Annotated in this window: 1 protein-coding gene and 2 pseudogenes; all 3 read right to left on the minus strand. The window is 65.4% G+C overall.

The window, feature by feature from the left end; translation table 11 throughout:
- Positions 1–324: DDE-type integrase/transposase/recombinase (locus tag AC1D34_RS37675; RefSeq protein WP_476827042.1), on the minus strand; the 324-nt coding region annotated here is incomplete at its 3' end.
- Between the two features lie 202 nt (positions 325–526).
- A pseudogene (locus AC1D34_RS37680) lies at positions 527–820 on the minus strand (leucine zipper domain-containing protein); the annotation flags it as partial.
- A gap of 206 nt (positions 821–1,026) precedes the next feature.
- A pseudogene (locus tag AC1D34_RS37685) lies at positions 1,027–1,260 on the minus strand (IS5/IS1182 family transposase); the annotation flags it as partial.

Below are 1,260 nucleotides of genomic sequence, written 5' to 3' on the forward strand. Positions count from 1 at the left end.
CTGATAGGGTCTTGCATAGGCCCATTCGCGCAAGCTGGTCTGGATGAAGCGCTCGGCCTTGCCGTTGGTTCGCGGGGTGTAGGGCCGGGTGCGGACATGGCGGGCGCCGGCCTTTGCGAGCGCGGCTGCGAAGAGCTTCGAGAGATAGGCCGAACCGTTATCGGTCATGACCCGCTCGACGGTGACGCCGAGACGACCGAACCAGGCGAACGCCCGTTCGAGGAAGGCCGTCGCGTCGTCCCGGCCGAGGCTTGGCAGAACTTCGACAAAGGCCAGCCGCGAGGCATTGACCGGTGCGGTTGCCGGTGATGCGGTGGCCGACACCGTCGATCCGGCCCAGCCTTTTGATGTCGAGGTGGATCAGTCCGCCCGGTGCGGCGCGCTCGTAGCGCAGGATCTCGGGGTTCGGCTCCAGCGCCGACAACCGATTCAGCCCCAGGCGGCGCAGGATTGCTCCCACGGTTGAGCACGGCATGCCCAGCGCAACGGCGATCTGCGGGCCACTCAGCCGGCGGCGCCTCAGCGCCTCGATCGCGGCGACGCGCTCGGCCGGTGTGGCATGCCGACAGTGGTGCGGGGCTGAGCTGCGGTCGTGAAACCTGCGCTCGCCTCCCTGCCGATGCCGGCGCAGCCAGGTATGCGCCGTGCGGCCCGAGACGCCCGCCGCCAGTGCCGCCACCTTGACGGACCAGCCCCCTTCGACCCGCTCTGCCAGCAGGGCTCGACCACAAGGCGTCAAACGGGCATTCTGATGGACGTTCATCCGGGCACCCGGTGCAGGCGTTGGAGCTTCGCAACCCCAGCCTCTCAGCAGCGGCATCGTGAAATGCCTCGGATGCCGTGACAGGATCGGTCTCGGCTGGCGCCACGAGATTTCGCAGCAGGGCGAAGGTAACCCCACCGAGCGCTCAATTCAAGGATAATTATCTTGATGTTAGGAATATACACTCTCTTTGTCAATTTGGCGACAGCACGTCTATGGAAGCTAGTCGGTCGTGAACAACCTGATCCTGGCGGTTTGTGAGTTTAGCTGAACGCCGGTCGGCCCTTTGTGATCGAGGTCTGCGCCGCGGGGGCGCTGAGCGTGGCCAGGATCAAGGCGCAAAAAACTCTCAGCCTTGCCAGGAGCAGGCGGATGTTGTGTCCGGCGGCGACGAGGATGACGTTGATGGCGTCGCCCTGGGCACCCTTCAGCCAGTGGCGTTCGAGTTTTCCGTCGGCCTTGGTGTGTCCGATGATCGGTTCGACGGCGCTCCGCCG

This window comes from Allobosea sp. P1_A7 (genome assembly GCF_056406775.1).